We start from the raw sequence: 26,375 nt of genomic DNA, 5'->3' as shown, positions 1-26,375 counted from the left end.
TTGAGGCGGGGGCTTTTTATTACTTGTTCTTCAGAGCAGCGATGCTTTCTTTCAGTGCTGCAATCTTCTCTTCCGAATCACTTTGCTTCTTGCGTTCAAGAGCTACAACTGCCTCTGGCGCATTTGCAACAAAGCGCTCATTCGAGAGCTTTTTCTTGACGCCAGCCAGGAAACCTTCGAGGTGCTGCAACTGAGCCTCCATCTTGGCAATCTCGGCTTCCACATCAATCATGTCGCCAACAGGAACGGCAAACTCATCGGTGCCTACCATGAAGGCAGATGCGGTGGCATCCTTCTCTGCAACGACGTTGATGCTCTTCAGATTGGCCATCTTGATAACTACTGCATCGAAGGCATCATAGTCATTCTTGCCAACAACCTGAAGGTCGAGCTGCTCTTTGGGGGCGATGTTCTTCTGGTTGCGAACCATACGCACACCTGATACAATCTGCTTCACATTCTCAACCTGAGCGATGAGTGCTTCGTCATCGTTGGTTGGAGCGTCGAGCTTCAGGCTGACACGCATAATTGATTCGCCTTCCTGACGGTCATAGAGGTGCTGCCACAATTCCTCAGTGATGAATGGCATGAATGGGTGCAGCATCTTCAGCAGAATCTCGAAGAACTCAAGGGTCTTGTCATAAGTTGCCTTGTCGATAGGCTGAGGCTCACCATTGATGTAGGCGGGCTTAACCATCTCGAGGTACCAACTTGAGAACTCATCCCAGAACAGTTTGTAAACTGCCATCAGGGCCTCGCTGATACGATACTTCTTAAACAGATCCTCAACCTCGGCATTGGTCTGCTTCAACTTAGCCTCAAACCAAGCGGTAGCAATCTTGCCAGCCTCTGGCTGCTCGATATCAGCCACCTTCCAGCCCTTAACCAAGCGGAATGCATTCCAAATCTTATTGTTGAAGTTACGTCCCTGTTCGCAGAGAGCTTCGTCGAAGAGGATATCGTTGCCAGCAGGAGCTGAGAGCATCATACCCATACGCACACCGTCGGCACCAAACTTCTCAATCAGTTCGATAGGATCTGGTGAGTTACCCAGTGACTTTGACATCTTGCGACCCAGCTTATCACGAACGATACCTGTGAAATAAACGTTCTTGAAAGGCATCTTGCCAATATACTCGTAGCCAGCCATGATCATACGTGCTACCCAGAAGAAGATGATATCTGGACCTGTTACCAGGTCGGCAGTGGGGTAGTAGTAGTTGATCTCCTCGTTACCAGGATTGTTGATTCCGTCGAACAGAGAGATTGGCCACAGCCATGAAGAGAACCATGTGTCAAGTGCATCCTCATCCTGCTTCATATCGCTCAACTGCAGGTTTGCGTTGCCACTTTCCTTACGAGCCAGCTCCAATGCCTCTTCGGCAGTCTCGGCTACTACAAACTTCTCTTCATCATAGTAGTAAGCAGGAATACGATGTCCCCACCACAACTGACGAGAGATACACCAATCCTGGATATTCTCCAACCAGTTCTTATAAGTATTCTTGTATTTTGCTGGATAGAACTTCAGTTCGTCATTCATTACTGGTGGCAGAGCGATGTCAGCAAAGTGCTGCATCTTCAGGAACCACTGCAGTGAGAGGCGTGGCTCGATGGCGGTGTCAGGGTTGCGCTCAGAGTAACCTACCTTATTAATATAGTCCTCAATGCGCTCCATCAGTCCGGCAGCCTGCAGGTCCTTGCTAATCTGCTTGCGGCAGTCCATGCGGTCCATACCTACATAGAGTGGGCTCTGCTCAGAGATGGTACCATCGGGATTAAAGATGTCGATAGTCTCCAAGTTGTGAGTCTTACCCAACATATAGTCGTTAGTGTCATGAGCAGGTGTTACCTTCAAGCAACCGGTACCAAACTCGATGTCAACATAGCGGTCCTCGATGACTGGGATGACACGTCCTACAAGAGGTACAATCACCTTGTGGCCTTTCAACCACTGGTTCTTGGGGTCCTTCGGGTTGATACACATAGCAGTATCACCCATGATAGTCTCTGGACGGGTAGTGGCAACCACAGCGTAATAGCCCTTCTCATCCTTATGGATGATGTTGCCCTCAGCCTGCAGTTGTTCAATATTCAATGTTCCATCTTCAATATCTGCTACGTAGTACTTCAGGTGGAACAGATGACTTTGCTCCTCTTTATAGATAACCTCCTCGGTAGAAAGTGCTGTCAGTGCTTTTGGATCCCAGTTTACCATACGAAGACCACGGTAAATGAGTCCTTTGTTATAAAGGTCTACAAACACCTTGATGACGCTCTTACTACGTGTTTCATCCATGGTGAACGCTGTGCGGTCCCAGTCGCAACTGGCACCCAAACGGCGCAACTGCTTCAGGATGATACCGCCATGCTCGTCGGTCCAATCCCAAGCATGCTTCAGGAATTGCTCACGTGTCAAGTCACGCTTCTTGATACCTTCGCCGGCGAGTTTCTTCACCACCTTAGCCTCGGTAGCGATAGAAGCATGGTCGGTACCTGGTACCCAACAAGCATTCTTTCCCTCCATGCGAGCACGACGCACCAGAATATCCTGGATAGTGTTGTTCAGCATGTGTCCCATGTGCAATACACCTGTTACATTTGGTGGTGGGATGACGATTGTGTAAGGTTGACGTCCGTCGGGCTTACTGGCAAAGAGTTTGTTGTCGAGCCAGTACTGATACCATTTCGATTCGACCTCTTTTGGGTCGTATTTGCTAGCTAATTCCATATATAATATTTTAATATTTTGCAAAATTCGCTGCAAAATTACTAAATTTCCATTTAAAATTCGTACTTTTGCACGGAAAATGATTGATTTATGCATACAAAAGAAGAAAAAATGCAGGCTTTCGGTCGATTTCTTGACGTTTTAGATGCGTTAAGAGCTAATTGTCCATGGGACAAAAAGCAAACCAACGAGAGCCTTCGTCCCAATACCATCGAAGAGACTTATGAACTCTGCGATGCTCTTATAAAGAATGATATCCCTGATATTTGCAAGGAATTAGGCGATGTGTTGCTGCACATCTGTTTCTATGCCAAGATAGCTGAAGAGAAGGAGCAGTTTGATATGGCCGATGTTTGTAACGCGCTTACTCGAAAGATGATTACCCGCCATCCCCATGTTTATCATCCCTCACAGATTGATGCTGAAGATCCCAAGCCTCTGCCTTATGTTCCTAGTAATGCTAGTAATGTTAGCCAGGCTCATGTAACAAGCGTTACTCAAGTCTTGGAAAATTGGGAGCAGATAAAACTGAAGGAGAAGGATGGCAATAAGTCGGTGTTGGCTGGTGTACCCGATGCGCTTCCATCGCTTATCAAGGCATATCGTATCCAAGACAAGGCCCGCAATGTTGGCTTCGATTGGGAAGACCGCCAGGATGTATGGAAAAAGGTGCATGAAGAGCTGGCAGAACTCGAAGCTGAACTGAATAAGGAGGATAAAGAAAAATCGACTGAGGAATTGGGTGATTTCCTGTTTAGCGTGATTAATGCAGCCCGATTATATAAACTGAATCCGGATAATGCGCTTGAAAAGACCAATCGTAAGTTTATCAACCGATTCAACTATATCGAGGCGCATAGCATCAAGATGGGTAAGCCGCTCAAGGATATGACCTTAGGCGAGATGGATGCCCTCTGGAATGAAGCCAAGGAAAAGTTGAAGAATTAAGACCTAAAGATATGAAAAAGTTAGTTTTTCTGAGTGTGGCGATGGTCGCTATGATGATGCTGAGCTGTGGTGGTAACAGTCATCAGGCTGAGCGTGAAGAGGATACGGTAGATGTGAACGATTTGATTCGTGATCATACCCTCTATGGCCTCTGTGGTGGCATACCGTCGGCTTCTGTATTAAAGGTGATAACCGATAGCGGCGATACATTGACACTTAATGTGACTCGAGCACAGAGAGATCATAAGATGCTTGGTTCGATAAAAGTTGGCGATCGCCTGGCTGTGATGACTAACAAAAATCAGACCGAAGCAACTGAGGTAATCAATATAAACCTGTTGCTTGGCGACTGGGTGATGCCCGATCCGCTGGATGGTAGTGACGAAATAGGAATTCGTATCAAAGAGGGTGGTGTAGCAGAGTCAATCGAGATGACGAACATCACCTACCGTACATGGAGAATCTTTAATGGTCAACTTGAGATAACTTCAATTCGTGAAGGCGGTGGACAATCAGAGGAGACTAACTTTTTTGAGATTCTGAAACTTTCTCATGATACACTTGTGTATAAAACTATAGGTAAACCTCAGGACGAAGAGGAGACGCTGGAATATACACGTTGGAAAGAAAAACCTGTGCCCGATTTGCATGGATTAAAGCTTGAGGAGCATCAGGATGAGTATATGAAATTGTAATTATTAAGTATCAAAGCTTGGAACCATTTAAAGTTCATATATTAGGATGTGGCAGCGCGCTGCCCACACTTCGTCATAATGCGTCATCGCAGGTGGTTGAAGTGCGCGAGAAAGTGCTGATGCTCGACTGTGCTGAGGGTACTCAGATGCAGTTGCGTAAGTGTCGTGTACGCTTTACCAAACTGAGTCATGTGTTTATTACCCATCTGCATGGCGATCACTGCTTTGGGTTGATTGGCATGATTTCAACGTTCGGTTTGTTGGGTAGAACAGCCAAGTTGCATGTCCATGGACCGAAGGAACTGGGGGAGGAATTAGAGCGTCAGTTGGCATTTTATACCCATGACTTGGGGTTTGAAGTGGTGTTCCATCCCGTTGACACTACGAAGCGTGCTGTCGTTTACGAAGATCGTAGCATTACCGTCGAAAGCATTCCGCTGATACATCGCATGCCTTGTTGCGGTTATCTGATAAGCGAAAAACCATCGCAACCCCATATACGTCCTGAGATGCTGGAGTGCTATGGTGTTCCACGTAGTCAGATTAATAATATCAAGGCTGGGGCCGACTGGACCACGCCTGATGGCGATGTGATTCCCAATGAACGCTTGGTGATACCTGCCGATCCTGTGCGCAGCTATGCTTATCTTTCTGACACGCGCTATATACCAGATCTCTGGAAGCAGGTAAAAGGGGTAAGCACGCTCTACCATGAGAGTACCTATGGCGATGACCATCTGCCACAAGCTGAGAAGTATTGTCACTCCACGGCTCGACAGGCTGCTATGGTGGCTCGTGATGCCGGTGCCGGTAAGTTGCTTTTAGGGCATTATAGCTCGCGTTATGAAGACGAAACGGTATTGCTTGATCAGGCAAAAGAGGTGTTTGAGAATAGTTATTTGACCACCGAAATGGCAGTCTTTGATGTGTAGAAGTGTCTGAAATACTACTTTTTTAGCTTAAAATTTTGTCATTTCGAAAGATTTACCTAACTTTGCCCCGACTATAGATAAATTGCTTATGCGGAGATTTCTACTCATTTCAACCATATTGTTCCTACTGGCAGCCCCGGTTTTGGCTACTGGTATGCTGATGGATCCGGCTCATTCGACGCAAATCGATGATGTGTCGATAGTGGTCGAAGGGCGAATTGTTACTGTGAGTGGTGCTCAGGGCGAAAAGCTCAAAGTAGTGTCGCTGACAGGCCGTCTGGTGGCAGAATATAATATTGATGCCCCTGTTCAGCGTGTGGAACTTAATCTTTCAAAAGGGTGTTACATACTAAAGGTAGGAAAAGTTGTTCGCAAGGTATCTATTCAATAAGTGTAGGCTTGTTGAGCATCTGCATGGTACTGGTTTCCTGCTTTGGTCAAGGAGGCAGGTTGTCAGAGGCTGAGCGTTCTGCTTTCGGCGAATATGTCAATCAGTTGGATAGTTCCCTTACCGGTGTATGGTTTGATAGAATGGGCGTTTCAGCAGATGCTGATTCCGTATTGACCTATCTTCGTCGTGAGGTGCCTCGTAATGGGCTAGATACAACTGCATTTTTCTTACCTGAGATCGCAAGTGATTTGGCGATTGTTCATCAGTTGGCTTTTGATTCTGTTGGTGTGAGTATCAATGAGGTATTGCCTCGCCTGGATGCGCATCTCACCAAAGCCTATGTGCGTTATGTCACCGGTCAGCGCTATGGATTTATGAAACCACGTGTTTTTAATCGCATGGATCCAAAGATAGGTAATCCCGATATTTTTGCACGTGTGTTTGATTATGATCCAGCTTTACCAGATACTACCGAAGCTTGTAAGAAGATGAAAGAGAGCGATCGCGTGGCATATCTGGTGTCGTCTGCCCCTCAAACTTATATCTATAAGGCGCTGATAAATGAAATGGATAAGACGACGGATGCTGAGAAACGTCAGCAACTGGCTGTAAATATGGAGCGCTGCCGTTGGCAGATTACACACCCCGAAGCTAATCAGCGTCAGATATTGGTGAATATTCCCTCTCAACAGCTTTGGGCTGTTTGTGCTGATAGTGTGCTCGATATGCGTATCTGTTGTGGTGCTGTGCCAACCAAGACCCCTTTGTTGCATAGTGCCATCAGTTATATGCAGATAAATCCAGAGTGGGTCATCCCGTATAACATAGTAAAAACTGAGGTAGTGCAGCATGCAGGAGATTCGGCCTATTTCGCTCGCAACCGCTATTCTATTATTGATAAAGAATCTACAGATACGCTGAATGTAAGTAGTGTAGATGCCAATGCTTTGCTCTCGGGCAGACTGCGTATCAGTCAGAAGGGGGGAGTAGGCAACTCGCTTGGGCGTATCGTATTCCGCTTCCCAAACGATTTTTCGATTTATCTTCATGACACCAATAACCATGCAGCTTTTCAGCGCGAGCGACGCACTTTATCGCATGGCTGTGTCAGGGTGCAGAAGCCTTTTGAACTGGCATGCTTCCTGCTAGCAGGTGTTGACGAATGGACACTTGAGAGCATTCGCATTTCTATGGATATCCCTCCAGTTACCAATCGTGGTCGTGAATGGCTAAGCAAGCATGCTGATGCGTCACGGCCTTATCGACTGATAGGGTATCATGGTGTGAAGCCGAATGTGCCTTTATACATATTGTATTATACAGCCTTTCCTAATCCCAAGACAGGAGCAATCGATTATTGCCCTGACTTGTATGGATTTGATAAGGTAATAAGTAAAGAATTGAAATGGATAAGCGAAGGGAGTTCGAGTCGATAGTTCGCGAGCATAGTGAGAGGCTATACTGGCAGATACGTCACATCGTGCTCACCCACGACGATGCTAATGACGTGCTTCAGAATGTTTTTCTGAAAGCATGGAATGGCTTTGATGAATTTCATGGCGAGTCTAAGATATCTACTTGGTTGTCGCGCATAGCAATCAATGAGAGTCTTGACTTTTTGCGTCACAATAAGCATGTGGCTTCTACTACATCTGAAGATCTCTCAGTGGCTAACAGTTTGCTGGCAGATGATTATTTTGATGGCAATGAGACTGAAGCTATGTTGCAGCAAGCTGTGTCACAGTTGCCTGATGTGCAACGTACTGTGTTTCAGTTGCGTTATTTTGATGAGATGAAATATAGCGATATGAGCGAGCTGCTGAAAACGTCGGAGGGAGCACTAAAAGCGTCCTATCATATTGCGGTGAAAAAGATTACAGAATTTTTTAAGTCGCGCGATTAAACTATTTGAATATCAATACGTCATATATACGATGAAAGAAGAAATGTACATACAGGAAAAGGTTGGAAAACGGGATCCGTTCCGTGTTCCAGAAGGGTATTTTGAAAACCTCACTGCTCAGGTTATGCAGAATCTGCCTGAGCAGCCTAAGCGTCGTACAAAGTCTGTATTCATGCGCCCTGTGTTCTATGCGGCGGCCAGCGTTTGTGCTTTGTTAGTGGCTGGTGCTGCTTGGATGTGGCGCCCTGGTGCTGATGCTTCATCGGCTAATGCTACTCAGGCTAATGCTATTTCTCAGTCTCAGCAGCAGGATGCAAGTGGTGAATATTTTGAGGAGGCTGCCGACTACATGATGCTTGATAATCATGAAATCTACAGCTATTTGGCAGAAAGTTACTAAAACGTGTTTAATGATGAAGAAACTACTTATTTCCGCTGTTTTATTGTTGATGTGTGTGATTGGCGTGCGTGCCGAGGAACAGCAGAAGTTCTCGCCTGAAAAGTTTCAGGCCGATTTGGAACAGTATATCACTACCGAGGCAGGGCTTACCAATGATGAGGCTGTCAAGTTCTTTCCGTTGTATCGTGAGATGCAGCAGAAGCAACGTGTTGTATATAACAAGATACACGAGCTGTTTAAGTTGCCGCATGATGAAGCCTCTTGCAAACGTGCCATTCAGCGTCGCGACCAGTTGGAAATTGAGCTGAAGCAGATTGCGCAGACCTATCATAATAAGTTTCTGCGAGTGATACCTGCTTCAAAGGTTATAGGTACGATTATTGCTGAAGACAAGTTCCATCGTCGTGCTTTCCGCAATTTCGGACAGCACAACCGGGCTCCTAAGAAATAATCTTAGCACAATATTGGTTGATTTCGCATTTGTCGCAGTGAGGCTTTCTTGCTGTGCAGACGTATCTACCGTGTAGTAACAACCAGTGGTGCGCATCTGGTATGTCCTTTTCTGGGATATACTTGGTGAGCGCCATTTCTACTTTGTAGGGCGTATTGTCGTTTTTGCTTACCAGTCCTATGCGGTGAGCCACACGATACACATGTGTATCCACTGCCAGTGTAGCCTTACCAAAAGCCACACTTTGAATAACATTTGCCGTTTTGCGCCCAACGCCAGGAAGGGTGAGCAACTCGTCGAGTGTGCTTGGCACTTCACCATTAAACTTCTGCATCAGTACGCGGGCCATCTCTACCAAGTGCTTGGCTTTAGCATTCGGATACGACACGCTTCTAATCCACTCGAATATATCTTCTTCTTCAGCTGCTGCCATCGTCTTGGCGTCAGGGTAGTGGGCAAACAAATCGGGTGTTACTTGATTGATGCGCTTGTCTGTACACTGGGCACTTAGCACCACAGCTACCAACAATTGGAATGTACTGCCAAAGTCGAGTTCGGTAGTAACTATCGGCATTTTCTCACGGAAATGAGCCAATATCTTGTCAAATCTTTCTTGCTTTCTCATTTTACAGGTAGATAATGATGAAGAATGAAGCAATCCATCCCAGAATGCAGAACTGCACGAAGTGGTCTTTTACCAATGATTTTGTTGGACTACCACTCAAGCCAAACACAATCATGTTCTGCAGATAGCGTAGTAAGCCTGCCAATACCCATCCGGATGTCAGATACACATATCGGGTGCCAAGGCGATGAATCACCTCTGGCGACATGGTGTACATGATATAGCAAACTAAGGTGACTGAAGCGATGATGGCTGTTGCCTCGTTGATAAAGGTCTTGTTATAGCCGGTTATCGATACGCGTGGTTTGGTGCCTGTTTGTTCGTATATACGATAGTCGTCGTTACGCTTGGTAAAAGCCAAGAAGAGCGTAACGAGGAAGGTCATCATCACAAGCCAATGTGAAATCCAAATGTCGGTGGCTACACCCCCAACAAGCACTCGCATAACGAATCCTATAGCTATAATCGATACGTCGAGTATCGCAAATTGCTTCAGCTTCAGACAATAGCAAATGTTCATCAGCCAATAGCCTAACACAATCATAAATAAATAGGGCGTATTCGGACTCTGAGCCAATGGTATAAGCGCGAAGGCACCAATCATGCAAAGTATCATCATGGTATAGCCCATCTTTACTGATACAGCACCAGAGGCTATAGGGCGCTTACATTTCTTGGGATGCATGCGGTCTGCCTCTACATCCTTAAGATCATTGAAGCAATAGATAGAACTTGATATCAAACAGAACGATGCAAACACTACCAATGTTGGCCAAAAGAATTCTGGCTTCAGCAGGTTGTTGCTGAAGAAAATAGGCGCAAATACAAACACGTTTTTGAGCCACTGAAGCGGGCGAAGCAACTTGATGTAATGTATCATGGGTACAAAGATAGTGCAATTTTATGAAATGTCCAAATTTACTAAGGTTTTATTTTGTGCGCTCGATATTATTTCGTACCTTTGCAATTGAAAAGATTGTTGTCGGGAAATCCCGAACATTTCTTTAATGCCTATATTTTATAGGCCCTATTCCCTATAAATAGGGCCTTGTATTTATTTAAATATTTAAATTAGGCGTGCCTGTACAGGGCACGCCGATAGAATTAAATTAATTAATTGATGAGACATAAGAATGATATCGCATTAGCCGCTACGAGCGCCCGTAGTTATAATCGTTACTGGCGCGCTCATAAGCTGTCATGGACGGAGATCGGAAAGATAAAATATCTTTTCGATGGTGCTTACGAGTATATGGATGAAGTAACGCTGGCTTATCCCCGTGAGCACTTTAATAAGCTACGAAAAGTGCTCGGCTTTAAACAAGATTCGGAATTATCCGAACTGATAGAGAAGTCGGGGGCCTTTCGTATTGTTCGTCATAAAGAGACTCACCAGATAGAAGCCTTTATGTCGCCTTTTGTGCGCGACCGTTTCGTGCCTTCGGCGAATCAAGAGATTGAGGAACCCGCTATTCCTTATGGCATTTTTTTCTGTAAGTCCAATGCGCTGGCCAATGATAACGATCGCGATAAGATATCTGAGAATCAGCGTCAGCATCGGAATGGCATTGACATGCATGTGCTATTGGCTGGTAATGTGCCAAAGTTTCATGTAGAAGCTAAACCAGAGGCTCATGAGCGGGTGTATGGTATCATCAAAAAAATACTTGACGACAACGTCCAAATGGCTCGCTACTTTGGTGAATGTATTTTTCAGTATACACGGAAGTATAAAGTTGGTTATTCTCAGGCTGATACTGAATTGCGTTTTTTTGTGTTTAACAAATTAGTTGGGCATATGTCTCGCAGGGTAGGAGTTGAGAACTGGCCCGAGGAAAGTATCATCAAATGGCTCGACTATTATTTTGGAGTTAAGCGATTACCACGGGTGATAGCCGAGATACGTGAAGAGTGGCAGAGGAGCGTTTAATTAGGAAACAAGAAACAATTAACTTGTTTCTTTGCAACAATCAAGTTGCAAAATAAATTATTTAAGTTGATTATTCACATTAATCAAGTTGATTATTCACATTATTCAACTTGATTATGATTTCTCAGTGATGTGAGTGTAGGGTATAAAAAATGTTAACGAATGTGCTTTTGTTGGTATTTTCTTTGTGTTTAGGAGAAAAAATAGTTATTTTTGCAAAATAATAACAGTTTAATCGATTAAAATAATAGAAGGAAATGAAAAAGAAACTAACATTTGCGTTTTTTGGATTAGTATTGCTGTCGGGTTGTTCTAAAGGTTTAGATATGCCTGAGCCAGAACCTGCGCCTATACCAGATCCAACACCTGTTGACAATAGAGCAACTCAAGAAGAGATTGATGCCAACGTTAAGAAAGTGTTTGGCACAACCTTTAGTGCCGACCAAAGTTGGAGTTCAACTACTAAGTACACTGTTTCTGTAACAGCTGATGCGCCAATGGCCGACATCGCTAAGGTTCAGATTCTGACAGAGGCTCCCTATTTTAATGAAGATGCCCGTGTGCTAAATGAAATTTCAACAAGTAAAGGTCAGACAGTGCAGCTCACTTACGATTGCCCATCAGATTATACTGATTTGGTGGCTGCGTGTGTTGATAGTAAAGGCATTTACTATGTGGCTCCTTTTAAGGCTGGCGATGCCAGTGTGAAGTTCACTCAGGCCGCTCAGGCTCGTACCAGAGCAGCTTATGATCTGCCAGCTCTGCCAGATACTGCGGGCTTGAAGATGAAGTATAAAAACTCGTATCTCACATATAATGCCATGCGTGCTCAGAAGGCTGGTCAGGAAGATGAAGATACTATCATCAATCCATGGAAAGATAGTCACTGGGATAACGAGCGTATCTGGATGCTGAGCAATGAAGGCGGTAATGGAACCTGGAAGGTGGAGAAATCTGCTATCTATCGTACTGTAACCATGACGGATGCTGAGAAACAGGGTCTTGAAACCATTCTGACTGCATTGGGTGGAAAGAAAGGAAGAGATGGTAATTTTAAGAAAATGAATCTGAACACCATCCGTACATCTCCTGTATATGAGTTGACTAAGAATTATCTCGTTGCTGATGGTAAGGCACCTATCACGGTGGCTCCAGTGCAGATGCTATCTAGCGAGATTAATAATTCCTCTGTTTACTATTATTATTTCAATCCTAATGAGCTGAATGGTAAATCGGAGAAAGAGCAGATTACTTTCTTGAAGAACTTACCAAAATTCAAGTGTATTGATAGTAAACTTACAAAGACGGCTAGTGGCATTGGTTTAGGCGTTGGTGACTATTTTAAGGTTCACGAATATGTCCTTCCTTATTTCGGCGATTTGAAGAGTACTGATACTTTAGATGTTACAGTGAAGAGTTTCGTCATTCCTGAAGGCTACTATGTAGGTTTCATGTTTAGAAAAAATAATGGAAAGGACTGGGCGGATTCGTTCTCTACAGATAACGATGCAATATCTCCAAGTAAAGGTACTGCTTATAGTAAAAAGTCGTATCAGAATGTTGATAATGGAGAAGTTTATGCTGATGGACGTTTGAACAAGGAGATTAATCAGTATCCCCAATTTAGCTCGGCTGTAACAGAGAAGGGCATGAAGTTAGACGATCCTCGTGCAGCCATTTTCGGAGCAAATCAGAGAGCATACTTGATGTTTGAGGAGGGTGTTGATGTTAACTTTGTAGATCTTATAGTTGAAATCAACGGCGGCTTGAAGGAGGTTGATGCTGCACAGCAGATCAATAATAATGTATATACCTTCTGCTTCGAGGACCGCAACTTGGGTGATTATGATATGAATGATGTAGTTATCAAGGCTGAGCGCCTGAACATCACTCAAGTGAAGTATTCAGTTGTGGCCTGCGGCGCACATGATGAACTCTATCTGCGCAATATCAATGGTCAGACACTGAATAGCTCAACCGAGATTCATCAACTTTTTGGTGTTGATAATACCAAGACTTTTATCAATACCCAGAGCAAGAACTATGAGCCTGTTTCAGAGGTGATTACTGTTGACCCATCATTCAGCTTCACCGACTTCTCTAAACAGGTTTATATCTACAACAAGACTCAGAATTATGACGTTAAGATGTCGCAGAAGGGTGAGGATCCTCATGGTATCATGATTCCTAGCGACTTTAAGTATCCTACTGAGTTGACCTGTATTAAGGATGCTTATACACAGTTTAATAGCTGGGGTGAGAATCCTGTAACATCTACAAACTGGTATTTGGATCCTGTAAGTGGAAAGGTATTTGATAAATAATAGAACTAATTATGAAAAAAACTATTTTGTATGCAGTCTTTGGCTCTTTGTTGCTATCTGGCTGCGTTAAAGGTTTTGACGGGACGGAGCCCGAACCAAACCCTGGTGTTACTGACGAAGAAATAAAGAGCCATGCCGAGCAGATCTTGGGCTTCTCGATTCCTGATAATCAGGATTGGAATACCACCACTAGCGGTACGGTAACAATTAATGTTACTTCTGCAGTGACTAAAGTTTCTGTGATGGCTTTGGTGGCTCAGACTGATGGAGAAGGCGAGACCTATAATTCAATGACTATATTGAATCAGGCTGAGACCAATAATCAGTCTTCTGTTTCTTTGAATTACGACGCTCCTTCTAAGAATGAGGGATTGTACGTGGCATTCTATACTAACCAAGGTTGCTATTATAAAAAGGTAGAAGGCAGTAGCGTTTCTTTTGATCAGACTGCTAAAACCAGAGCAGTAACACGCACCGTATCGGCTCCTACCGGTACTTTCGCCATTAGCAAGATTGAGAGTTCTTTTGCCGCAGAAAGGGGATGGATCCCAGAAGAGAAATTGTATATGCTTTCTGATGAAGACTATAATCGTATGCAGATTCCTGTAGACCCATACAGCGCTGAGTATAATGCATTGGTACGAGACTTGGTTTTCGCATATCTGCCCAATAAAGCATATAACAATTTGGATAAGGTGAAAGCTGCTGGTTATACCGATGATAATGCGTATCGTGTTACAACTGGTGAGGATGGGCCGATTGTAATTTCTCCTATCTATAAGAATGATGGTGGTTATGAAGAGGTTATTAATTCTGATTTGTATTATTATTATTTCAAACCAGCAGATTTGGAGAATGCTGCTGATAAAGTTGCTTTCTTGCAGAGCTTGCCAAAATTTAAGTTGATTCCTTTTGGTAATCATTTTGTAGGCGATAAGAATGACGTCGTCGAGAAGACTATTAGCTATGCCTGTCTATATTTTGGTGATAGCAAGACACCTGCTCTCGAAACAAAAGGTACGTTTAAATTCCCAGCTGGATATAAGATCGGTTTTATGGTCCGTGCTAAAACTATTGCGGAAAATAAAAAGAAACAAGGTGAACTTTATTTTGATGGTCGTTTAAATGTCGATATAAATAATTATGATAAGACAAACTTTGCAAGTTCATTCAAAAAGAAAGACCTTCCTCTAGATAGTCCTCGCGCCACATGGCTAAAGATAAATGACCGTAGTATTATGTGCTGGGAGTCTGGTACTGATACAGACTTCAACGATATTCTATTGGAGGTAGAGGGAAGTGTGGAACCTATCTATACAGCCCACGAGTTTGAGTATAATACCTATACATTCTGTTTCGAAGATACTCAGAAGGGTGATTATGATTTGAACGACATCGTGATTAAGGCAAAGCGCATTAATAAAACAACGGTTGAGTATTCTCTTGTTGCTTGTGGAGCTAACGACGAACTGTTTGTTAAGAACGTTAAAGCTGGCGTTATCCAGGATGATGTTGAGATTCATTCTCTCTTTGGAAAGGCACCTGATCAGTTTATTAATACAGATAAAGTGGCAGAGAAACTTCCTGCGATTACGGCTCGCAGAACTGTAAGTGAGTCGTTCAGTTTCTTGGATGCAGAAAACCAGCCGTATATTTACGACGCGACAACAAAGATCACTGTTAAACTAGCAGGAAAGGGCCAGGATCCACATGGTATCATGATTCCATTCGACTTTAAGTATCCTGCAGAGAGAGTATGTATAAAGGATGCTTATAAGGAGTTTAATAACTGGGGCGGTAATCCTGTGCTTTCTACCAATTGGTACACCAAACCGATAGCAGGAAAGGTTTTTGAATAAAGTATAAGCATTCAATAAAAAAGCGTGTGAGGTCCTCCGCCTCACACGTTTTTTATTACGATTTTAATTATTGTATTTGCAATAATCAGAAAAAAGATGTATCTTTGCCCATGTATTTGAACAAAATAATTGTGATTGTTAGATGAATAAGAAGTTTGGACTATATGGTATAATAGGAATAGTGATTTTGGGTATATCCTTATATGTATATAATAAGATGTATCATACTGACTATGGTCATAAGGTCGTAGTTTGTATTCCTGTGTATGGCCAGAGCTATGCCTTGGGTGAGGAAGCCACCCGATTGACGGACTTTGATTCACTCCGTATAAAATACAATGGCAGGATAGTAACAGAGAAGCTTGACTATACGTTTGGCTATTTTGATCATAGTAGTCAATTCAAACAATGGATAAAACGCATTTTGCACTATGACAAAAAGGCTTATGAACTTTCTGTCTATAGTATGGCAGAAGAGTTAGCATCAAAACTTGGAGAAGACACGATTGTTTGTATTTTCCCCGGAGGACATGGTATGAACACCATTCAGCAGCTGATGAAGCCTGCAGAACCATATAATAAGTTTATTGAGGAGATTGCAACTGCTTATGATGAAGCTCAAGACAGGGGCTGGGAGTTTATTGTGCCGGCAGTTTGTTGGATGCAAGGTGAATCCGATATAGTAGAATATCCTGACTATGACTATAAGGAGTATTTCCATCAGATGTATAATAATCTGAAAACGGATATTAAAAACGTTACTCATCAGAAAAATGACATCCGTATCATCTGTTACCAGACGTCAACTATAACAAAGGGCTTACGTTATAAGCCCAACAATTATGATGGAACAGAGGCTAAAGCACCTACAGCCCAGATGGAATTGATTAGAGATGATTCGCTGATTTGGGCGAGTGGCCCTACATATTCTTGCGATTTCGTGAATGAATCTTTGCATATAGATGCGGTTGGTCAACAAACCATAGGCAAGCTCGCAGCAAGATCTGCCTTGGGTATTCTCAGAAATCAGGAACGGAATATAGGCTTGTTGCCGATGGCCTATCATATTGAAGGTAATGACATTCGGATTGATTTTAATGTTCCTTGTCCACCCTTATGTTTTGATACGATTCAAGTAAAGAAGATAGCTAATTATGGCTTTAATGTCATCCGCCGTGATGGAAAGGACATTATTTCTGATGTTGAGATTGATTATAATTCTATTGTTATTCATTGTGCAGAATCCCCCAAGAACTGTAAACTCCGCTATGGTATTAATGGCGAATTCCTCAAAGGTGGCCGTAAGCATGGCTCAAGAGGCAATTTGAGAGATTCTGAGAAGTATATCTCAAATTGGTGTCTGTTATTTGAGTTTATGGTTTGAAATAGCATGGTAAGTCATTTATTTTAAAACATTTATTAATATTTTGCGTTATTCGGTAAAAAATATCGTAAATATTTGCTTTTATTTCTAAAAATCACTATATTTGCAGAGTTTTGGAAACAGAATTGTGATAGATGGACTTTCTGACCTTTAGAGAACGTATGTACCCGATGGGGTGTTTTAACATCAATCAGGTGTTGTTATGGGAAAATGATTTTGACCGTAACAATCTTACTGAAGATTGAAGCTCTGGATCACGGCATAAGATATCAGCAGGAGATTGCAACAGTTAATCGAATGGGCTTCTTTTTCAACATCCAAACACCTCCAACAGATGTTCTCTGTGCAATGAAGTTTACTGCTATTCTGGCGCGCCAGAAGGGGAGGGATTTCTATGATGCGATATTCCTCTTGTCCAAAACAAAACCCAATTTGGAATTTCTACAAGCGCGTGTGGGTATCAACTCCATTGAGCAATTGAAGTCTGTAGTTTGTGATAGATTGAAGGAAATAGACCTGAATCAAAAGAAACGAGATTTCCAGCATTTGCTCTTTAATGAATCTAATGCAGATAGGATCCTATCATTTAGAACTCTAATTGATAGTTTTTGATAGAGTTTCATGTTTTTTAATCGTTGAGGTTAATAATATAGGTGATTCTTTTGAAATGTAGTGAATTTGAATATGGTTCCATTGTTAAGTATTATAACTCCAGTCTTTAATGTTGAGTCATATCTTGATAGATGTGTTCAAAGTATTGTGCTTCATTGCTACTCCTTATTTTCCCTCTCCCTCCCCTTAAAGTGACAACTATTTCTAGCTTAAGTCACGTTTTACGTGAAAAATTTCCTCAAAAAGAGGGAATCACTCTTTTTTTTTTGTACCTTTGCCATGTCATTGATTATTTTGCTTGTTTTGAAATGCAGCGCTAAGGCAAGTGAATAACTGATATGGCAAGGTTTGGGCTAATTTTTAGTTCAGACACTTATAAACAAAGTCAAACTAAAGTGCTGCAGAATTTAGCCCCATTAAAAAAAATATATGATTTGGTGGGGATTATATTGAAAACTTATAAAAAAGTAGGAACAAATTCTATGAATAATAGTAAAATAATTGTATGTTGTCACAAAAATGCTTTATTAAAGCAGTCTGATAGTTATATTCCGGTGCATGTTGGGAAAGCTTTGACTGGCGAAGATTTTGGACTAATTGGAGATAATACAGGTGATAACATAAGTCTTAAAAATTCTAGTTATTGCGAGCTAACAGGAATGTATTGGGCTTGGAAAAATCTTTCTGGCGTCGATTTTATAGGTTTGTGTCATTATAGGCGTTATTTTGACTTTAATCATTATGGAAGAAAAGTCTTTCCAGCAACAACTATTAAAAAAGGCTCTTTAGATGAAGTTAATGTCGAGATAGATGAGTCTAGTATAGATTTTTTGAATAGAGGAGGGGTTATACTGGCAAAGTCTATGCATTTTTATACATCGAACTATTATCAATATTGTGAGTGGCATAATGGAAGTGATATAAGATTATTATTTGATTTGATAAAAAGGACGCAAGAACCTAAATATGTCACGGCTTTTTATAAGTCCATATTTCAGAGCAATATATTTCATCCATATAATATGTTTATTATGAGTTGGCAACAGTTTGATAATTATTGTAATTGGCTCTTCCCTATATTAAGGATGATTGAGGAAGAAATTGATATTACAGAGTACTCGCAATATCAAAAACGTATATATGGATATTTTGCTGAAAGATTACTAAACGTCTATGTAGAAGCTGAGAAATATAAAGTAAAAGAGATCCCGGTATTAATGCTTGATGATGAGACGAATTTGTATGATAAGTCTTACGTTAAGTTCTTTTTAAAAAGGTGTATGCGTGACTTTGCTTTTAGTGTTTTGAGATATACTATTTAATTGTAAGGGTGTAAACTTTTCAGTATACTTTTATTCTATATGTTGAGATTCAGTCATTCAATTGAACGCCTTGTTACTAAGCAGGTTTAGATTCTTAATAATACGGTTATGATCTATTTTATTTTTGAAATGTAGTGAATTTGAATATGGTTCCATTGTTAAGTATTATAACTCCAGTCTATAACGTTGAATCATATCTTGATAGATGTGTTCAGAGTATATTATGTCAGTCTTATTGTAATATTGAGTTAATTTTAATTGATGATGGTTCAACTGATAGCTCATCAAAAAAGTGTGAAGAATGGGCTAGAAAAGATAATCGTATTATTGTTATTCATAAAGATAATGGTGGTGTTAGCTCTGCGAGGAATGCTGGATTGGAAAAGGCTAGTGGGGAATACCTTACTTTCGTAGATCCTGATGATTTTCTTGCTCCAGATACATATAATTTAAATATGGAATATTTATTGGAGCATAGAGATGTCGATATTCTTCAATATCCTTATTGTAACTACATTAGTAATGATGAAATACTTGATTGTCATAAGCCTTTTAGTACATTGTTAGTTGGTTCGGAAAATGTTTTTAGGAATTGGTGGTCTGGAAGTCCTCTGGAATATGTGATATGGAATAAGATTTATAAGCGAAATATCTGGGATGGAATACATTTTAATGTAGGTCATGTGTCGGAAGATACCTGTTTGGTGCCTTTTTTTGTGAATAGGGCCAAGTCTGTTTATATCTCAGAACAAGGCATGTATTATTATCAACGTAACAGGATTAATTCTTATACGTTTGGTGAATATACCTTCGATAAGAATATTGATTTGTTTGAGGCGCATACGGCAATTTTTGAGTGTTTTAAGCAATTTCCTGATATGATTACTGAAAAAGTGTTGGCTTTTACTCGATTATATAGGCGTTTGATAATAGCAAAGCAGACTGAACCGTCTGCAAATATTAATACACAACTGCAATTAATCAGATTGCTATTCCCTTCATGGTTAGATATTCTTAAATCTCGTGATACTGAGAAACTATGGCTTGTGACAGCCAAGATTTTTGGAGCCAAGTTTTTTATTAAAATGTTTCTTAGATACTTAAAATTCATAGAATAATCATTAGTAATAATTTAAAGAAGCATCAACTAATGTTATATATATTTATAAATGGGAGAACGTGGAATTTTTCATTTTTACTAGATCGGCATAGGATATTAGTCTTATGCCATATTTTTCCATCAAAAGATCTTTTGAATAGCATTTTAATGCTTCAAACTCGTTTGTCCTGTCTTTCCATGTCGGATTTCTTTTTCTAAGCTCTTCTGAAAAAGCTGCAGGGTGCACATGAAGTTCACTAACCCCATTCTTGATATTTGAAAATAAAGTATTAAGTAAGTCTTGTTTTTGCTCAACACTTTCGTACAGAGGAGATGCATATGGTATTGTATACACAAATTCAGGACAACGAAGATGGTATAATAAATTCATCCCCCATGCATATGGTTGAATTCTTTTGCCAGGGAAAACACTTCTAACACCATCTATCTCATATTTTCTTGTTGCATGTCTAAAACCAATAATCCTGTTGGGCTTTATGCGATGGAGAGCTTTATAGAAACATTTATATCCTCTAAAACCCAAGTAGTGAATAACACTATACATATGATTGTCGATATGCGTAAATTCAATTCCTGCATTGTTAATCTTCATAATCTGAGAATACATCTCATTGATAATATCTTCATCAGTGGCATTTGATGCAAGATCCCTATATGAACAAAAAAGTATGCCATTCTTATCTTCTAAAGAATGGGCGTGAGTAATACTTGAATAGGTTATTTTGTTGTCATTCTCGAACCCGTCACATGTGAGAGTTAGATGAACTCCGATGTTTTTAATTTTATAATCATGAATGATTCGGATTGCTTCTTCAAATGCTATGCCATTTGCCATTAATGACGTTGATGAAACAATGCCTTGTTTCATTAAACGACATATTGCCTGATTAAATTCTGAAGACATTCCGAAGTCATCAGCATTGATTATTAGATATTTTTTATTGTTCATCATTATTTATTAATTCTTCAGTTTACGATAAAACATGTATAAATATGATGGCAAATACTTTATTAGATAACATCCTAGTTTAGAAAAACCACACTTAGAATGATTTTTTATTAGGATGTTCCAATGCATTCCAATATATTTAATAGCTTCCTTTGTTCTTTTATCATAAAATAAAGAAGGGAATAATGTTATTCTTCCAAGTAGTTCATTAAAATACATGATGTTTTGCAGATATGCCCATTCGATAAGTTCAGGGCATTCTTCATTAACAGTCTTTTCTATTATTTGAGACCGGATAAACCTGTTGTTAATGTATTTATTAATATTCTCTTTAAAGTAGCTGTGGGAAAGGGAGTTTTCTCTATAGTTTATAATATAAAAACATTTGTCAACAACGACACAATGGTTGCATCTCGCAAAAGCCTTGATGTTCATTATGAAATCTTCATCGGTTTTAAGTCCATCATTGTGAGAAATATTGTTTTGAGTTAATAACTCTCTCTTGAATATCTTTGTGACAGATCCTGTATAAATCAAGTCTTTAGAAAGAATATGGCGAAGGGCCTCAACCTTGTCAAATACATAAATGTTTCCACTACAATTGGTATGACTTATTACACCATGAGCATCTGCTTCTTTAAAATTGCAACAGACAATTTCAGAGTTGTATTTTTTTCCAGCACTGATCATCTCATGGAACATAGTTGGTTCTAACTCATCATCACTATCTGTGAATGAAACATAGTCTCCTTTGGCAAGTTTAAGCCCAACATTCTTTGCAGTTGCAGGACCAGAGTTCTTGATATGAACAACATTAATGTTATCATGTATTTTTGCGTAGTTATCACAGATGCTGGAAGATGAATCTGTTGAGCCATCATCAACGAGGATAATCTCCAAAGAAACATTCTCTTGTCGCAATACACTATTGACACAAGCAGCTAAATATTTTTCTGTATTGTATACAGGAATAATAACACTTAAATCCATTGCTTCCTACTTCTTGTTGATTAGATGTAATATTAGATTCGAAAAATGTTTTACCAATTTTCTGGCTCCTACTGTTTGAGTTAATAGGAGAGATTGTTCGAGAAGTTCATCGTCAACGGGGATTAGTTTTTGATAGTCAACAAGTATTCGTGGGGGAAACAATTCTTTAAGAATCTGCTCTCTTTCAATAGGCAAAAGTCCTTTAGAGTTGGAACTGATTCCACCACCCTCATAGTCAGCTACAATAATCTCAACGGTACGAAAGCTACAATTGTCAATTACTAGTGTTTCGAGACAGAATTTCCAGTCGGATAATATCTTGTATTTTTCATCATATGGATGTTTTATTAAGAGCTCTCTTTTTATAAACATTGCTTGATGGGGGAGGCTTATTCTTAATAAGTCTACCAAGGAAATCGTTGGCTTATGATGCCCGCTAGGGAAAGATGATACCTGTCCGCACACAATATCATCTTCATATTTTTCCAATGATTTAAGCACTTTCGAAGAATGGAAACAATCGCCTGAGTTCATGAAGATACAGTAATCACCTTGGGCTTGTGCCACACCTTTATTCATCGCATGATAAACACCATTGTCTTTCTCCGAAATCCAATATGCGACTTGTTTTTCGTATTCTTTGATAATATCAACACTACCGTCTGTTGAGCCACCATCGATAATGATAAACTCGTAGTTGATGCTTGTTTGGTTTATTACACTTTCGATAGTACGTTTAAGTCCTTCTATGTGATTGTAGTTTATTGTTATAATAGAGTATTTCATTTTTGTTGTTATTTTGATGGTTTACCACAGGGAATAGTAATGAAATCATTAGAGATCAGATGTTTTGCATTTTTAGTATGATCATTTGTCCAATGGTCTGGGGATATTACAATTTTATTTGTATTTCTTGATAGATATTGAGCCCACCATGAGAAAGTACTATTTGAAATGATAAAATGTTTACAGCTGTACATCAAACGTAATTTCTCCCATACTGGGTCATTTCCTGATTCATAATAGGAAAGGATGTCTGTATTAATATTCTTTTTTACCCATTCAATGTCATCTGAAAAGAAAATTATAACAGGATTATTAACTAATTGCTTAATCTTATTTAGTGCTAATCTGAAGTAGTTTTCGTCACAAATATAAAATGAGTCAGAATATTGTGTATTGATATAATCCCCTCTTCTTATGGATACACAAACTGAATTGTTACTATTTATGATTTCATATAATTTTTTATTTCTTTCTAATGGGGCGAACTTGGGGGTAAAATCGTTTAATAAGATTGGACGAATGCTATTAAATCGCTCTGGTTCTTCTAAGAAATCGTAGCAAAAGACACATTTAGGAAATAATGCCTTCTTTCTAAGATATTTTATATCCTTTTGAAAGTTATTTTTCTTGTCATTGTAATAATATAACCCTATCCTACAAAATACTAATTGCCACGAATATTTTTCAAACCACCTACGTTTGATATAATGAAGTGAACGGTATAAAAATAACTGTAGTTTGTTGCAAAAATAACTATGAATGTCTCCATTAAAGAGTTCGTAATCATCTACGTTGAAGTATTGCAGTGAGTCTTCAAAACCATCTGTATTCCCGTCCGCTTCCTTCTGTTGATAAACTTTATCAAAGCTAAATGCTAAAGAGCCTCCAACAACTTCCTTGATAGCCCTGCAATAGGCATATTGAAACATCTGGTTCCCGAGTCGTCCTAAAATAGATTTTGCTATAATCATTTTTTTTCTTTTCTGCAAAGGTAGCTATAATTTTGAGATTAGATGCTTTTTTTGCATATTTTATAATTTCAAGGAATAATAGTATTCATTGGTTTAATTAGTATCGTAAATCATACTGTAAAGATTGGCATTTTTGAAATATTGAAAAAATCGTTTATCTATTTCCAATTAATAATCTACAAAAATGTGGCATTATAGAACGTATAAAAGAGTATAGTGAAATACAAATACCTGTTGTAATAATGGGTACAGACAGGTAAAAGAGAAGCCATATGTAAGGATTCCAATCAATATTATGGAATGACTTAAAGGCGAATTTTGCCATATCATTCATAAAGAGACTATGGAATGCGTAAATAAAGAAGCAACTATCTATAAGAATCTGTTTGGGTTTATTATTCCAGTACTCAGCTATATATGATGCAATTATAAAGACAAATGGTATTCCAACTAGTAGACCTAAAGTGTGAATATATAGGCTATAGGTGGATCCTTTTGTAAGAGCATCAGTCATCGCAATAATTAAGTAAAGAATACAAAAAATGTATTTAGCTTCTCGAAATAGGTGTATAAAGTTAATTTGATGTATATTATAAAATGCGCCCCAGGAAAAGAAAAATAGAGCTTGAATAAACATTGGAAAATAATGGGCTTTTGGCAGTAATAAAGGAGTTGTGTACCAAATCAGTGCTAAAACGATGATTGATAGTTTGCCACCTTTCTTAATTATCCAGTATGTCAATGGGCTTAATAATACCATAATCATTAATTCTCGAACATACCATAAAGGTATATTAATCGGGCAGATATCCATTGGTGGGGGAAAATCTGCGGGATACACCAATAAGCCACTATTGTTTGAGTTGTTAAAGAAGGTGCTGAATAATCGTATAAATGAGAATCTAATTTCAATAGGTGGGTAATAATTCGAAACAAAAGGAATGGTACTTTTACACAATATAAAAGCTGCGCCAATTATGTTCCATAGGATAAATGGAATAAATAGGCTTCGTATTCTAGTGCTCAATTTCTGAATGTACAGATCTTTATTGAAATACGCTTCGCGAAAAAAAAGAAATCCAGAAATGAAAAAAAATGAAGGAACACATAATTTTGATAAGACCTCACTTATAAAATTAGTGACAAAGAAAAACCAATCTGGATTATTCAATCCATAGAATATACCGTGTATATTAAGACCTTTAGACAAACTAAAGTGAATGAATACAACACCTACAGTTAGAGGAAAACGTAGGGCCTTTATTGTTTCCGATGTTAAATCTTTGCCTTCTCTTTTATTCATAGGTTATTGATTTAGATTGCAAAATTACAATTCTTTAGTTAAATACGTTTGTTTATTGAGTTAAAAATGGTGAATAATGGTGTCTTCTGTTTTTTAGAGTCTCTATAATAGAGTTATTTCTTGAGGAAGGGAGTCTTTATAGGTTTAAAATTCATTTTCTAGTGTAATAAGCGACAGCGGTAACAAGACAGTCGATAAATGCCAGAGACAGTAAAAAGTGAAGGCGAGTGGCTGCTTGTATAAGATACTGTGATATGGTACGCGATAAATGAGAGACTTATGTAGTTGCTCTGATCTTGTGGCTGTGGTGTTTTCTAGTAACTCAGAGGTTTTTCCGCGTCTATGATAATCTATTATTGCGTAATGCTGATAGAAGTGTCTAGCCTCATGATACATCTGGTATTTCAAATCATAATCTTCATTTTCTGGTAGCATATTCAACCAGTCCAAATTGATAAATAATTTATTGTCTGAAGCTTCGCAGGTAACATCGTTTGTATTAAACCGTTTACCGATACCTTCATATTTAAAAATAATAGACTTGTAATCAATATTAAGTACTTTACTTGCCTCAGTAAAGTAGGTTGTGAGTTTCTTTTTTGCTTTATCTAAATTCATGATTGTATTACTTCTTTATTGTTTGTAATTGTCAGTTATTCGCTATTTGAACTATGGGGATGTTGTATGATTATATGTTTGTTATGTATTGCGTTTTCTCACGACGGATTATATGAATCTTTTGAGCGACGCAAACAGGATATAATTTCTTGATGAAGTTCTTAAGACGGTATTTGTTCTTTTTAGTTACCTGTGTATATGGTGCTTGCGGTAGATTCTGTGAATTTATTTCAACGTACTGCATGGCTTCAATAATATCTTGATATACCTTGTGTTCAGTCGTATCTGCACTCCATTGTTCCTTCAAAAATGAACCATACTTCTCTAGAATGCCTTCTTTGTCTAGATAATCCCTTTGTGTAAAAAACGCGAAATGGGCAACAAGAGCATTAGTATTCCAACAATTAGACTTTCCTTGAGTTGTTGGATAAATGCATGACATATACTCTTCATCATCATTTGGAATGATCCCATCTATTTTTTTTAAATCCTTGCCAAACCATAATATAGAATTTATGGAAAATCTGGTCATTGATACAGGATTCTTCCCATTTCCTAAATGCAGGTGAGAGGTTTTTTGGGGTCTTAAATAATTGTCAATAAACCAGTTATGCAGGTCGGCTGCAAATTTGCCTGATTGCCAAAGGACATCGCTAAATGGATTTGAGTCATGATAATAGTTTAAACGCAATTTTCCATATATTTGTAATAAATATGTGGAAAGAGAGTTGTTGATGACTAATGGTGAAACAAGGAAATAATCCGGATTGTCAATCCTGAATTTAATCATGTTTTTAATCAAATTGTCCTCTAACCAGACGATATCGTCATCAAGTTTAAAATATATAGCATCATCATCAGTGCATTGTTTGTAAAAAGCATTGATAGAGGCATTGCCATTGATTATCCCGTCAGGTTGCCACACAAGATTAATCCTGGAATATTTCTTTGCTAGGATTCTGAAGAACTCAAGGTCTTGTCTGTTCGTTGTATTAAGCCACAAGTCATATCTGTCTACTATATCACATGCAAGAACCTGTGGAATTAAGTACTGCATGTATCTGCGACGTCCTGCAGCTGTATTTACTATTACTTTGTAATTTTTGTACATAGCTATTGATAATTTAAATA

At 39.4% G+C, this 26,375-nt stretch carries 25 protein-coding genes; 15 read left to right on the top strand and 10 right to left on the bottom strand.

The features are described 5' to 3' along the window. Positions 1-19: 19 nt before the first annotated feature. On the bottom strand, positions 20-2,731 hold the full coding sequence (locus tag T360_RS0109270; protein ID WP_028912534.1) for a valine--tRNA ligase: 2,712 nt from the start codon (positions 2,729-2,731) through the stop codon (positions 20-22). Positions 2,732-2,821: 90 nt separating this feature from the next. Between T360_RS0109270 and mazG the strand changes: the two genes are divergently transcribed. The 8 genes from mazG to T360_RS0109230 all read left to right on the top strand — a co-directional run bounded on the left by mazG (position 2,822) and on the right by T360_RS0109230 (position 8,451). Continuing rightward, the gene (gene mazG, locus T360_RS0109265) at positions 2,822-3,679 is read left to right on the top strand and encodes a nucleoside triphosphate pyrophosphohydrolase (protein WP_028912533.1); all 858 of its coding nucleotides are present in this window, start codon (positions 2,822-2,824) and stop codon (positions 3,677-3,679) included. Between the two features lie 11 nt (positions 3,680-3,690). Further along, positions 3,691-4,374 (top strand): lipocalin family protein, encoded by a 684-nt coding sequence (locus T360_RS0109260; RefSeq protein WP_036929317.1) that lies wholly within the window; start codon positions 3,691-3,693, stop codon positions 4,372-4,374. Positions 4,375-4,391: 17 nt separating this feature from the next. Then, positions 4,392-5,306: a ribonuclease Z gene (locus T360_RS0109255; RefSeq protein ID WP_028912531.1), complete on the top strand. Its 915-nt coding sequence runs from the start codon at positions 4,392-4,394 to the stop codon at positions 5,304-5,306. An 88-nt stretch (positions 5,307-5,394) separates the two neighbouring features. After that, positions 5,395-5,697 (top strand): T9SS type A sorting domain-containing protein, encoded by a 303-nt coding sequence (locus T360_RS0109250; RefSeq protein ID WP_051523495.1) that lies wholly within the window; start codon positions 5,395-5,397, stop codon positions 5,695-5,697. Between the two features lie 23 nt (positions 5,698-5,720). Then, on the top strand, positions 5,721-7,133 hold the full coding sequence (locus T360_RS0109245) for a L,D-transpeptidase family protein (protein ID WP_081772762.1): 1,413 nt from the start codon (positions 5,721-5,723) through the stop codon (positions 7,131-7,133). Next, entirely contained in the window at positions 7,103-7,600 is a 498-nt protein-coding gene (locus tag T360_RS0109240; protein WP_036929315.1) for an RNA polymerase sigma factor, read from the top strand. Before T360_RS0109245 ends, T360_RS0109240 begins: the two co-directional genes overlap by 31 nt. 43 nt (positions 7,601-7,643) lie before the next feature. Beyond that, the gene (locus T360_RS15800) at positions 7,644-8,000 is read left to right on the top strand and encodes a hypothetical protein (RefSeq protein ID WP_155949461.1); all 357 of its coding nucleotides are present in this window, start codon (positions 7,644-7,646) and stop codon (positions 7,998-8,000) included. Between the two features lie 10 nt (positions 8,001-8,010). Beyond that, positions 8,011-8,451 carry a hypothetical protein gene (locus T360_RS0109230; RefSeq protein ID WP_231488139.1) on the top strand — a complete coding sequence of 147 codons (441 nt, stop codon included), beginning with the start codon at positions 8,011-8,013 and terminating at the stop codon, positions 8,449-8,451. On the opposite strand, the gene nth is transcribed toward T360_RS0109230, so the two are convergent. Beyond that, a complete protein-coding gene (gene nth, locus T360_RS0109225) occupies positions 8,441-9,076 on the bottom strand; it encodes an endonuclease III (protein WP_028912525.1) in 636 nt (211 codons plus the stop codon). The genes T360_RS0109230 and nth overlap by 11 nt on opposite strands. Position 9,077: 1 nt before the next feature. Further along, on the bottom strand, positions 9,078-9,956 hold the full coding sequence (locus T360_RS0109220) for a UbiA prenyltransferase family protein (RefSeq protein WP_028912524.1): 879 nt from the start codon (positions 9,954-9,956) through the stop codon (positions 9,078-9,080). 240 nt (positions 9,957-10,196) lie between these two features. Here T360_RS0109220 and T360_RS0109215 point away from each other — a divergent pair, with 240 nt between their 5' ends. The 7 genes from T360_RS0109215 (at position 10,197) to T360_RS15045 (ending at position 19,625) form a co-directional block, all read left to right on the top strand. Continuing rightward, positions 10,197-11,006, top strand: coding sequence for a hypothetical protein (locus T360_RS0109215; RefSeq protein WP_028912523.1), 810 nt, complete (start codon positions 10,197-10,199; stop codon positions 11,004-11,006). A 257-nt stretch (positions 11,007-11,263) separates the two neighbouring features. Continuing rightward, the gene (locus T360_RS0109210; protein WP_081772761.1) at positions 11,264-13,330 is read left to right on the top strand and encodes a DUF4842 domain-containing protein; all 2,067 of its coding nucleotides are present in this window, start codon (positions 11,264-11,266) and stop codon (positions 13,328-13,330) included. 11 nt (positions 13,331-13,341) lie between these two features. Continuing rightward, positions 13,342-15,189 carry a DUF4842 domain-containing protein gene (locus tag T360_RS0109205; RefSeq protein ID WP_036929312.1) on the top strand — a complete coding sequence of 616 codons (1,848 nt, stop codon included), beginning with the start codon at positions 13,342-13,344 and terminating at the stop codon, positions 15,187-15,189. A 142-nt stretch (positions 15,190-15,331) separates the two neighbouring features. Next, positions 15,332-16,573: a sialate O-acetylesterase gene (locus T360_RS0109200; RefSeq protein WP_028912520.1), complete on the top strand. Its 1,242-nt coding sequence runs from the start codon at positions 15,332-15,334 to the stop codon at positions 16,571-16,573. A gap of 210 nt (positions 16,574-16,783) precedes the next feature. Further along, positions 16,784-17,185 carry a nucleotidyl transferase AbiEii/AbiGii toxin family protein gene (locus T360_RS15050; protein WP_051523492.1) on the top strand — a complete coding sequence of 134 codons (402 nt, stop codon included), beginning with the start codon at positions 16,784-16,786 and terminating at the stop codon, positions 17,183-17,185. Positions 17,186-17,523: 338 nt separating this feature from the next. Further along, the gene (locus T360_RS0109190) at positions 17,524-18,507 is read left to right on the top strand and encodes a DUF4422 domain-containing protein (RefSeq protein WP_051523491.1); all 984 of its coding nucleotides are present in this window, start codon (positions 17,524-17,526) and stop codon (positions 18,505-18,507) included. A 146-nt stretch (positions 18,508-18,653) separates the two neighbouring features. Beyond that, positions 18,654-19,625: a glycosyltransferase gene (locus T360_RS15045; RefSeq protein ID WP_051523490.1), complete on the top strand. Its 972-nt coding sequence runs from the start codon at positions 18,654-18,656 to the stop codon at positions 19,623-19,625. Between the two features lie 45 nt (positions 19,626-19,670). Here the strand turns inward: T360_RS15045 and T360_RS15795 are convergent, their stop codons facing one another. The 7 genes from T360_RS15795 to T360_RS0109150 form a co-directional block, all read right to left on the bottom strand. Next, positions 19,671-20,579, bottom strand: a complete 909-nt coding sequence (locus tag T360_RS15795; protein ID WP_051523489.1) for a carbohydrate deacetylase — start codon at positions 20,577-20,579, stop codon at positions 19,671-19,673. A 6-nt stretch (positions 20,580-20,585) separates the two neighbouring features. Continuing rightward, positions 20,586-21,566, bottom strand: a complete 981-nt coding sequence (locus T360_RS15790) for a glycosyltransferase (protein ID WP_051523488.1) — start codon at positions 21,564-21,566, stop codon at positions 20,586-20,588. Positions 21,567-21,572: 6 nt separating this feature from the next. Next, on the bottom strand, positions 21,573-22,352 hold the full coding sequence (locus T360_RS15030; protein WP_051523487.1) for a glycosyltransferase family 2 protein: 780 nt from the start codon (positions 22,350-22,352) through the stop codon (positions 21,573-21,575). An 8-nt stretch (positions 22,353-22,360) separates the two neighbouring features. After that, positions 22,361-23,323: an alpha-1,2-fucosyltransferase gene (locus tag T360_RS0109165; RefSeq protein WP_051523486.1), complete on the bottom strand. Its 963-nt coding sequence runs from the start codon at positions 23,321-23,323 to the stop codon at positions 22,361-22,363. A 154-nt stretch (positions 23,324-23,477) separates the two neighbouring features. Then, positions 23,478-24,626 (bottom strand): acyltransferase family protein, encoded by a 1,149-nt coding sequence (locus tag T360_RS0109160; protein WP_028912517.1) that lies wholly within the window; start codon positions 24,624-24,626, stop codon positions 23,478-23,480. A gap of 144 nt (positions 24,627-24,770) precedes the next feature. After that, positions 24,771-25,244 carry a hypothetical protein gene (locus T360_RS15785; protein ID WP_051523485.1) on the bottom strand — a complete coding sequence of 158 codons (474 nt, stop codon included), beginning with the start codon at positions 25,242-25,244 and terminating at the stop codon, positions 24,771-24,773. 70 nt (positions 25,245-25,314) lie between these two features. Further along, positions 25,315-26,355 carry a hypothetical protein gene (locus T360_RS0109150; RefSeq protein WP_028912516.1) on the bottom strand — a complete coding sequence of 347 codons (1,041 nt, stop codon included), beginning with the start codon at positions 26,353-26,355 and terminating at the stop codon, positions 25,315-25,317. Positions 26,356-26,375: the final 20 nt, after the last annotated feature.

Source organism: Prevotella sp. MA2016, assembly GCF_000619825.1.
In the GTDB taxonomy this organism is placed as follows: domain Bacteria; phylum Bacteroidota; class Bacteroidia; order Bacteroidales; family Bacteroidaceae; genus Prevotella.
Note: the sequence above shows the minus strand (reverse complement) of the source record. Positions and strands in the feature narration are given on the sequence as shown.

What these genes read in the sequence shown, in the direction of transcription:
- T360_RS0109270 (WP_028912534.1), bottom strand. Translation starts at nt 2,731, where the DNA reads ATGGAATTAGCTAGCAAATACGACCCAAAAGAGGTCGAATCGAAATGG.
- mazG (WP_028912533.1), top strand. Translation starts at nt 2,822, where the DNA reads ATGCATACAAAAGAAGAAAAAATGCAGGCTTTCGGTCGATTTCTTGAC.
- T360_RS0109260 (WP_036929317.1), top strand. Translation starts at nt 3,691, where the DNA reads ATGAAAAAGTTAGTTTTTCTGAGTGTGGCGATGGTCGCTATGATGATG.
- T360_RS0109250 (WP_051523495.1), top strand. Translation starts at nt 5,395, where the DNA reads ATGCGGAGATTTCTACTCATTTCAACCATATTGTTCCTACTGGCAGCC.
- T360_RS0109245 (WP_081772762.1), top strand. Translation starts at nt 5,721, where the DNA reads ATGGTACTGGTTTCCTGCTTTGGTCAAGGAGGCAGGTTGTCAGAGGCT.
- T360_RS0109240 (WP_036929315.1), top strand. Translation starts at nt 7,103, where the DNA reads ATGGATAAGCGAAGGGAGTTCGAGTCGATAGTTCGCGAGCATAGTGAG.
- T360_RS15800 (WP_155949461.1), top strand. Translation starts at nt 7,644, where the DNA reads ATGTACATACAGGAAAAGGTTGGAAAACGGGATCCGTTCCGTGTTCCA.
- T360_RS0109230 (WP_231488139.1), top strand. Translation starts at nt 8,011, where the DNA reads ATGATGAAGAAACTACTTATTTCCGCTGTTTTATTGTTGATGTGTGTG.
- nth (WP_028912525.1), bottom strand. Translation starts at nt 9,076, where the DNA reads ATGAGAAAGCAAGAAAGATTTGACAAGATATTGGCTCATTTCCGTGAG.
- T360_RS0109220 (WP_028912524.1), bottom strand. Translation starts at nt 9,956, where the DNA reads ATGATACATTACATCAAGTTGCTTCGCCCGCTTCAGTGGCTCAAAAAC.
- T360_RS0109215 (WP_028912523.1), top strand. Translation starts at nt 10,197, where the DNA reads ATGAGACATAAGAATGATATCGCATTAGCCGCTACGAGCGCCCGTAGT.
- T360_RS0109210 (WP_081772761.1), top strand. Translation starts at nt 11,264, where the DNA reads ATGAAAAAGAAACTAACATTTGCGTTTTTTGGATTAGTATTGCTGTCG.
- T360_RS0109205 (WP_036929312.1), top strand. Translation starts at nt 13,342, where the DNA reads ATGAAAAAAACTATTTTGTATGCAGTCTTTGGCTCTTTGTTGCTATCT.
- T360_RS0109200 (WP_028912520.1), top strand. Translation starts at nt 15,332, where the DNA reads ATGAATAAGAAGTTTGGACTATATGGTATAATAGGAATAGTGATTTTG.
- T360_RS15050 (WP_051523492.1), top strand. Translation starts at nt 16,784, where the DNA reads ATGATTTTGACCGTAACAATCTTACTGAAGATTGAAGCTCTGGATCAC.
- T360_RS0109190 (WP_051523491.1), top strand. Translation starts at nt 17,524, where the DNA reads ATGGCAAGGTTTGGGCTAATTTTTAGTTCAGACACTTATAAACAAAGT.
- T360_RS15045 (WP_051523490.1), top strand. Translation starts at nt 18,654, where the DNA reads ATGGTTCCATTGTTAAGTATTATAACTCCAGTCTATAACGTTGAATCA.
- T360_RS15795 (WP_051523489.1), bottom strand. Translation starts at nt 20,579, where the DNA reads ATGATGAACAATAAAAAATATCTAATAATCAATGCTGATGACTTCGGA.
- T360_RS15790 (WP_051523488.1), bottom strand. Translation starts at nt 21,566, where the DNA reads ATGGATTTAAGTGTTATTATTCCTGTATACAATACAGAAAAATATTTA.
- T360_RS15030 (WP_051523487.1), bottom strand. Translation starts at nt 22,352, where the DNA reads ATGAAATACTCTATTATAACAATAAACTACAATCACATAGAAGGACTT.
- T360_RS0109165 (WP_051523486.1), bottom strand. Translation starts at nt 23,323, where the DNA reads ATGATTATAGCAAAATCTATTTTAGGACGACTCGGGAACCAGATGTTT.
- T360_RS0109160 (WP_028912517.1), bottom strand. Translation starts at nt 24,626, where the DNA reads ATGAATAAAAGAGAAGGCAAAGATTTAACATCGGAAACAATAAAGGCC.
- T360_RS15785 (WP_051523485.1), bottom strand. Translation starts at nt 25,244, where the DNA reads ATGAATTTAGATAAAGCAAAAAAGAAACTCACAACCTACTTTACTGAG.
- T360_RS0109150 (WP_028912516.1), bottom strand. Translation starts at nt 26,355, where the DNA reads ATGTACAAAAATTACAAAGTAATAGTAAATACAGCTGCAGGACGTCGC.